This is a genomic window from uncultured Chitinophaga sp., assembly GCF_937874145.1.
Classification (GTDB): Bacteria; Bacteroidota; Bacteroidia; order Chitinophagales; family Chitinophagaceae; genus Chitinophaga.
On record NZ_CALNBI010000143.1, the window covers coordinates 1 to 7,538 of the forward strand.

Consider the following 7,538-nt stretch of genomic DNA (forward strand, 5'->3'; position numbering starts at 1 on the left):
ACGACGGGCGGTTCTCCATTCCGGCACCCAAAACCGGCAATTACCTCCTGAAACTGACAGTGCTGGGATATGCCACCGCCTGGGAACAAATCCTCGCCGGCCGCCTCAGCAACTTCCTCGACCTGGGGCATATCGAACTCGCCGAAACCACCGGGCAGCTGAAAGAAGTGACTGTCACCGGTAAACAGGCAGACGGATTGAACGCCAAAATGAACAAACAAATCTATTCGATGTCGGCCAACGTAGCCAGGGCCGGCGGTTCTGTGCTGGAGGCCATGGCCAACCTTCCCGGGGTAACGGTGACGCAGGAAGGAAAAGTGCAGCTCCGCGGGAATGATAAAGTGATGGTGCTAATCGACGGGCAACAAACGGCTTTGACAGGTTACGGCGGACAGGCAAGCTTGGGCAACATCAGCGCCTCCGCCATCGAGAAGATCGAGATCATCAACAACCCTTCCGCCCGGTACGATGCCAACGGGAATGCGGGGATCGTCAATATTATTTTCAAAAAGGAAAAGAAGGAAGGCTGGAACGGGAAGCTGGGGATCAATGCAGGTTTGGGCGCGTTTTGGGAAAAAGAGCCCAATTTCCCGGGGATCCGGCCGCAATACCGCGCCACACCGAAGATCAACCCTACCGTGTCGCTGAATTACCGGCAAAACCGGGTGAACCTCTTCTTCCAGGGAGATAACCTCTACACGCACACACTTAATAAGAACGAATTTACGGACAGGTTTTATGCGAACGGCGATACGATCCGCCAGCAGCTGAAACGCAACCGAAGGACGAACGTCACCACCGGAAAAGCGGGCGCAGACTGGTTTGTGGACGACCGCAATACGTTCACGGTGTCGGGGCTATACAGCCGCGAAAAAATCCTTGACGAAGGCGATCAGCCTTTCTTCGACAACCAGCTGAAAAGCCGGCACCGCCTCTGGCAGTTCCTGGAAGATGAGATCAAGACCACCGCCACCGCATCCCTCCAATGGCAGCGGCTGTTCCCCCAGGCGGGGCGCAAGCTGCAGGTGACCGCCAACTATACCTTCCACCGCGAAGACGAGCAATACTTCTTTACCAATATCAATCCCACCTTCACGGGAGTGGATTCGTTCAAGTTATTGTCTGACGAACATGTGGCCGATGTCAGCGTCGACTACGTGCATCCGCTGAAGTTCGGGCGCGCCGAGGGCGGCTTCAAGTTCCGGCGCAGATATATCCCCACCAACATGCGCTTCATCCCCGGCCTCAACTCCCCGCTAGACACTACCGCCGGCGGATGGGCGGATTATTCCGAGACCATCCCGGCCATTTACGGCAACTACATCCTGGAGCGCGAAAAATGGGAACTGGAAGCCGGCCTGCGGGTGGAAGCCGTGCAGATCGAGTACGACGTAAACCCCAGCCACCGCACTTACAAAAGCGATGGCTACAGCTACACACAGCCCTTTCCCACGGTGCGGATCGCTTATAAACCGGCTGCGGACGCGCGGTTTTCGTTCTTCTACAACCGCCGGGTAGACCGGCCCAACGAAGTCGACATCCGGATTTTCCCGAAATACGACGATGCAGAGATCATCAAGGTCGGCAATCCCGGTTTGCGGCCGCAGTTCACCGATAATTTCGAACTGGGCTATACGAAGAACTGGGCCGCCACATCGCTCTATGCCGCCGCTTTCCACAAATCCATCAACGCTACCATCACCCGCATCGCCAGTACCGTACCGGGCAGTACGCTGATCTACAATATTTTCCAGAACGCCGGCCGCAGCTTCAACACAGGGCTGGAAGCCAATGTTTCCCGCCAGTTCGGCAAGGCGCAAATGAGCTTGTATGCTACGGGGTACAAGAACGTTATCCGGCCGTTTTCGGTCGTGAACCAGTATCCCGAACCGCACACCTTCTCGGCGGAAAGGGAGGAACTGATTTCGGGGAACGTGAAGCTGAACGGCAATTTCAGGCTGGCGGGCAAAACCGATCTGCAGGTAACGGCCGTTTGGATGGCGCCCGACATCATCCCGCAGGGCCGGATCTACGGCCGGTTTTATGTAGATGCCGGTGTGAAGAAGACGTTCAGCGGCGGGAGAAGCGAGCTGACGCTCAACGCCACCGACTTGGCCGGAACGCTCCGTATCAAACGGAAAGTGGATGGGGACGGCTTCCATTACACCAGTACCGATTATTACGAAACGCAGGTGAACCGCGCCGGGTACGCCTGGAAATTCTAAAACATCATAGGCATGTACTTATCGCGACATAGAAACTATCGACTGATGACCGGGTTCGCGGTCATGTTCCTGGGCCTTTCCACGCTGCTGCGGCTCATTTTGCTGATTATTTCCCTGAAGAGCGCCGACCTGACGTTCCTGGCGTTCCTGCGCATTTTCGGGTTCGGGCTCTTGTTCGACATCGGGGTGGCCGCTTTCTTCCTGCTGCCGTACGCCGTTTACCTCATGCTGTTGCCCGCCCGCTGGAGCAACAGTTGGTTCAACCGCATCGTGACGCCGGTGTTTTTCTTCATCGGCACGCTGATCTTAATGTTTTCCTTCTTCGCCGAGTTCACGTTCTGGCTGGAGTTCGAAAGCCGGTTCAATTTTATAGCGGTGGATTACCTGGTATACACCTACGAAGTTGTCCGGAACATCAATGAATCCTATCCCCTGCCTATACTTATCGGGAGCATGCTGGCCGTGACGGGCATCATCACCTGGGCGTTCGCCTATGCGGGAATTTTCCGGTCGGCTTACCGGGGCACAACACCCTTCCTGCAGCGGGCAGGTGTTTTCGCCGGGTTATTGGCTGTGGCCGGGATGTATGGATTTTTCATCGGGAATAGCCTCTCCGAGCGCGGGCACAACCGCTATCAGGACGAGCTAGCGAAGGCAGGGATTTACTCCTTCTTTTCCGCGTTCAAAAATAACGAGCTGAATTACGACGACTTCTATAAACTCATCAAGGAAAAGGATGCCTTTTCCACCGTGCGCGCTTGCCTGCAGGAGCCGAACAGCCAGTATTTGCATAACGGCCCGTCGATCTGGCGGCACATCCGGCACGGAGGTACGGAATTGCATCCCAACGTTATTCTGGTAACGATAGAAAGCCTTAGCGCCGACTTCCTCGGGCGTTTCGGCAACAAACTGGGCCTCACGCCCGTGCTGGATTCCCTCGCCAGGGAAAACCTCGTGTTCGACCAGATGTACGCCACCGGTACGCGGACCGTCCGCGGTATGGAAGCGCTCTCCCTCGCCGTCCCCCCCACACCCGGCAGCAGCATAGTTCGCCGGCCGGGAAACGGGGACCTTTCGACCGTGGGAGCCATCTTCCGCACAAAAGGCTACTCCACGAGCTTCCTTTACGGAGGCGATGGCTTCTTCGATAATATGAACGCTTTTTTTGGCAGCAACGGCTACAACATCGTGGACAAGGGCAGAAACCTGCTCCTGGGTGACCGGTTTGACGCCAGCAGGACCCAAATCCCCGACAGCCTCATCCACTTCCGCAACGCCTGGGGCATTTGCGACGAAGATCTTTACGCCGCCGTTATCCGCGACGCCGGAAAGCAATTCCGCAGCGGCAAACCGTTCTTTGACTTCGTAATGACCACCTCCAACCACCGCCCATTCACCTATCCTGACGGGAAAGTCGGCTACCCCTCCGGTTCCGGTCGCGAAGGCGCCGTGCAGTATACCGATTATGCGATTGGGCAATTCCTGAAGGCCGCGCAAAAAGAGCCCTGGTTCGCCAATACCGTTATCATATTCGTAGCAGACCATTGCGCCAGCAGCGCCGGAAAGAACGAGATCGACGTCGCCAAATATCACATTCCCGCCATTATCTGCCACCTGCCGGATGCACGGCCCGATTCCATTCCGCAACGTTGCTCCCAGATCGACCTGTTTCCAACATTATTTGGTCTCCTTCGCTGGAGTTACGACAGCAACCTGTATGGCATGGACGTGCGGCGGCCGGGGTATCGCCCCCGCATTTTCCTCGGTACATATCAGAAGTTGGCATATATAGAAAATGACAGTATGGTTATTCTTTCTCCGCAAAGGCGCGTTGAGGTGATGATGTATTCAACCAAGAACAATAGCCAGTTACCGACACGGGCCGGGGCAAGAGTCGTTCGTAACGCTATAGCATACTACCAAACCGCATACAGGTTATTCAAAAATGGAGGATTAAGTGCGAAGCACCAATTGAAATGAAGCCGGGTCAATTCCAACACCTATAACGCACTGGTTTTTAATGCTGGCATGCGGTATAATAAACTTTCCTATCTCCAGCCTTTTGCGAGCTTCTCCCAGGGTTTTTCTATTGGCGATAGCGGTTTAATCCTGCGAAACGGTGTTTCGCTCAATGCGATCGACGTGTCGCCGGTGAAAGTGAATAACTATGAAGTAGGTGTAAATGGTCAGTATGGTAAGTTCAGGTATGAGGTTACCGGGTATTACAGCACCACAAAAGAAGGCACTTCATTTATGGAAATCACTCCGGGGAATTTCGGCCTGACACAACTCCCACAGCGGATTTATGGTGCTGAGGCCATCCTGGGATTCAAGACCGCCAAATGGCTTGATCTCGGTGGTAGCCTGGGTTATATGGATGGAAAAGAAGATACAGGAAACGATGGATCCTACGACGCTAAGGTAGACAACGCTACGATTTCCCCCTTGAAAATCGCAGAAAATGTCAACTTCACGATCACTCCACAATGGAACCTTTCGGTTCAGTTGGTCAACATCAGCGGCCGTGATGAGTTCCCGAAGGAGAAATGGAATTACGAGAAATACCCAGTTACCGGCTACACGCTTTTTGACCTGTACACCGCCTATAAATTCAAACACATTACCCTTACTTTTGCTGTGAACAATCTCTTCAATGCCGACTACTATCCGGTACACTCCGCAGTACGTGGAGCCACGAGCGAAGGCCGTTATTATATTAAAGTAAGCGGAACGAATGCGAACCTCGGTGCGATTATCAACTTCTGATTTTCTTGACGCAATAAAAAAAGGAACTCACTCAATGGAGCGGGTTCTTTTTTTGTTTAGGGTGTTTGGTATTTTTTGATGATGCAATCGAAGATGCATTCATTCCCGTAAAATATCAGATCAACAACTGTGATATCAAAGGGGGGGGCTTCAGCTCGGCAGCCTTCGCGAGCACTGCATAAGCAAGTATGTAAATGAGCAAAGCGTTCTGGTCAATAACCAGCGTATCAGCCAAGTGGCATGCAATCCGGTCGATCATCGGACTACGCGTGTGATCTATTTCATAGGTGACGAAGTTGAACGTCCAATTTACATCAAATGAAGCTCCAGTCCGAGGGGTGGCTACCAATTCAGCGGATTCCACGATTCGGAAGCCTACCTCCATTCATGGGTAAAACACCACGTCCCCCATTGTCCGCTAAGTACACCCATCACAAGGTGCAGGAAAAATGGTCTCACTCCGGGTTTGGGAAGGGGCCAGTTCCTCTTTTATCAGGTTCCTCCATGCCGCCCCAACCCAAACCCTGCGTTCGGGCAGCTCCCGGTCTTTGCGCGAAGCGCGCAAATCCCTCCGCTGCCCACTTTGTCCGCCACCTGCCGGCGGCGCGGGGGCGGCAGGTAGCTACGCGCGGCGAAGCGCCGCACTCCCGCTCCCTGGCCCCGCGCCGCATGGCGGTGGGTGGCGGGGTGTTTTGTTGGCGACAACCGGGTTTCTCCTTGATTTTCTCCGGGCCCCATGTAGTTGGGATGGTACCAGGTGTCGGCCTTCAATGCCTGTGCGCATCGTGGTTCGCCGGGGATGCGCGGAAGGTTGGCTCAGGTCTCCAGTGATTCCGACGTTCACACATGCAGACGCCTGGCGTTAGAACAAGCTGCCGCGAACAGGGGCGCCGGTTCCCTGATCGGATTTTGTGGTGTCTTGGCGCATCATTGCCGGCGTAGGTGGCGCGGCGCTTCCTTTCCGCCAAGTCCACAAGAACGCCACCTACGCCGGCAATGATGTGGTTTGCCTTTGTCGGGGGAAAAAGGATTTATTACCGTAGCTGGTAGATTGGCGCTTGAGATTTGGATGCGCGCACGTAAAATAGCCCGTCCGACTAAATTCAAAGAATACTATAGCATCTATGCCGGTGTAGGCGGCGGCGCCGTCCAGTTAAGGAGCTTCAAAAATGCACCACCTACACCGTTAAAAATGCTGGCGTATGTTCACGTTGATTTTGTGTTTTAACTGGCTTGCCGGATGGTAGCCATACATGGGTGTAGTAGGAAACAAACAGGAGGTATCAGTCCGCAGGAGCTTCACAGCCTGCAGCGTCCCCCAAAAACTACGCGTCCTTTTTCTTCCAGTTTTTCGGGAAAAATTTTTCCCGGGCTTCTTTAAGCGCCTTCTCCAACTTCTCCGGGTCATTCATGTACACAGGGCCCATTTTGTCGCGAAATTCGCGCACCTCTTTAACGGCGTCGTATTTTTTAGCTTTCTTCATTGTCTTTTGCGTTTAATATCTCCCGCGGTGTCCGGATTTCAATCAAGCGTAAGCCAAGGCGCATGTTAATCGAGTTATATAATCGTATGCGGTTAAGGTTTACTATGTGTTTAAAGTTCCAGCTGGCGAGTACATCCGCATTGTTTAATGTAGCCAGGGCAATATGCAGCGCATCGTTGTAACTCTTATTACTCAGCGCACCTTCCCTGATGTACGTCAGGGCCAGTTCTTTAGCCTTCTCGCATGTATCGAGATATTGCCGGTATTGTAAAGGTACTGCATTTAATATCAAATGTACCGCATCGGGTGCCCCAGTAAGTTCATCTGCTGCAAGATCAGAAATTATGATCTTTTTTGCGCCGGTTTTAAATTCTTCAAAGAGAGCCAGGCTCCATTCGCTGAACTCCTTGTCGCAGCATCCGCCTATTACGGATGTATCTGCATACACGTTTACCATAAGTGATTGTTTTGGTTGGTTTTGAAATAGATTGTTTTCAGGCTCTTGGTTTGGGGAAATTGTTTTTCTGGGTGTTTTTGTTAACCATCATGCGCTTAGTGATGATCCTTTCTTCCTCCACCCACACTTTGTCGGTTTTGTGAATGATAATTTTATCCTCCCATACTTCAAGGCGGACAATTGCGCCCATCGTGAATCCGGCATCTTTCAGCCATTTGCCGGCGAGCATTAAAGAAGTCGTGTCGTTAGAACCCGGCTTACGTGAGACGGTAAGGTGCCGGGTCGGAAATAATCTGTCATGTTTACTTTCACTTTTCATAACTAGAACATTTAGGTATATAAATATACCGATAAATGTGTGCATTGCCAACACTTATATGCTGAATTATGGGCAGTTAGGTATATTTTAACGTATTAAAAATGTACTTATAGGTATATTTTTATATCTTAACGGTATATATGCGCCTGTCGTTTAGGAAATTCACTTATTTTAAAATCTTAAACTATAAACTATGTCATTTGGACAACGCTTAGCCATTGTGCGTAAAAAGAGAAACTTGACCCAAAAAGACGTCGGAAAACTGGTTGGTATGGTACCGGATTTGG

5 protein-coding genes and 1 pseudogene are annotated in these 7,538 nt (G+C 52.2%); 3 read left to right on the top strand and 3 right to left on the bottom strand.

The features are described 5' to 3' along the window. The 3 genes and pseudogenes from Q0510_RS06630 to Q0510_RS06640 all read left to right on the top strand — a co-directional run. The coding region (locus Q0510_RS06630; RefSeq protein ID WP_298709379.1) for a TonB-dependent receptor at window positions 1-2,225 on the top strand (2,225 nt) is incomplete at its 5' end. Between the two features lie 45 nt (window positions 2,226-2,270). After that, window positions 2,271-4,205: an LTA synthase family protein gene (locus Q0510_RS06635; RefSeq protein ID WP_298709381.1), complete on the top strand. Its 1,935-nt coding sequence runs from the start codon at window positions 2,271-2,273 to the stop codon at window positions 4,203-4,205. Window positions 4,206-4,226: 21 nt separating this feature from the next. Then, a pseudogene (locus Q0510_RS06640) lies at window positions 4,227-4,991 on the top strand (TonB-dependent receptor); the annotation flags it as partial. A 1,325-nt stretch (window positions 4,992-6,316) separates the two neighbouring features. Here Q0510_RS06640 and Q0510_RS06645 read toward each other — a convergent pair. The 3 genes from Q0510_RS06645 to Q0510_RS06655 are packed head-to-tail and all read right to left on the bottom strand — an operon-like array spanning window position 6,317 to window position 7,251. After that, window positions 6,317-6,475, bottom strand: a complete 159-nt coding sequence (locus Q0510_RS06645; RefSeq protein WP_298709383.1) for a hypothetical protein — start codon at window positions 6,473-6,475, stop codon at window positions 6,317-6,319. Further along, window positions 6,462-6,932, bottom strand: a complete 471-nt coding sequence (locus tag Q0510_RS06650; RefSeq protein WP_298709385.1) for a PIN domain-containing protein — start codon at window positions 6,930-6,932, stop codon at window positions 6,462-6,464. Before Q0510_RS06650 ends, Q0510_RS06645 begins: the two co-directional genes overlap by 14 nt. 37 nt (window positions 6,933-6,969) lie before the next feature. After that, window positions 6,970-7,251: a SymE family type I addiction module toxin gene (locus Q0510_RS06655; RefSeq protein WP_298709387.1), complete on the bottom strand. Its 282-nt coding sequence runs from the start codon at window positions 7,249-7,251 to the stop codon at window positions 6,970-6,972. Window positions 7,252-7,538: the final 287 nt, after the last annotated feature.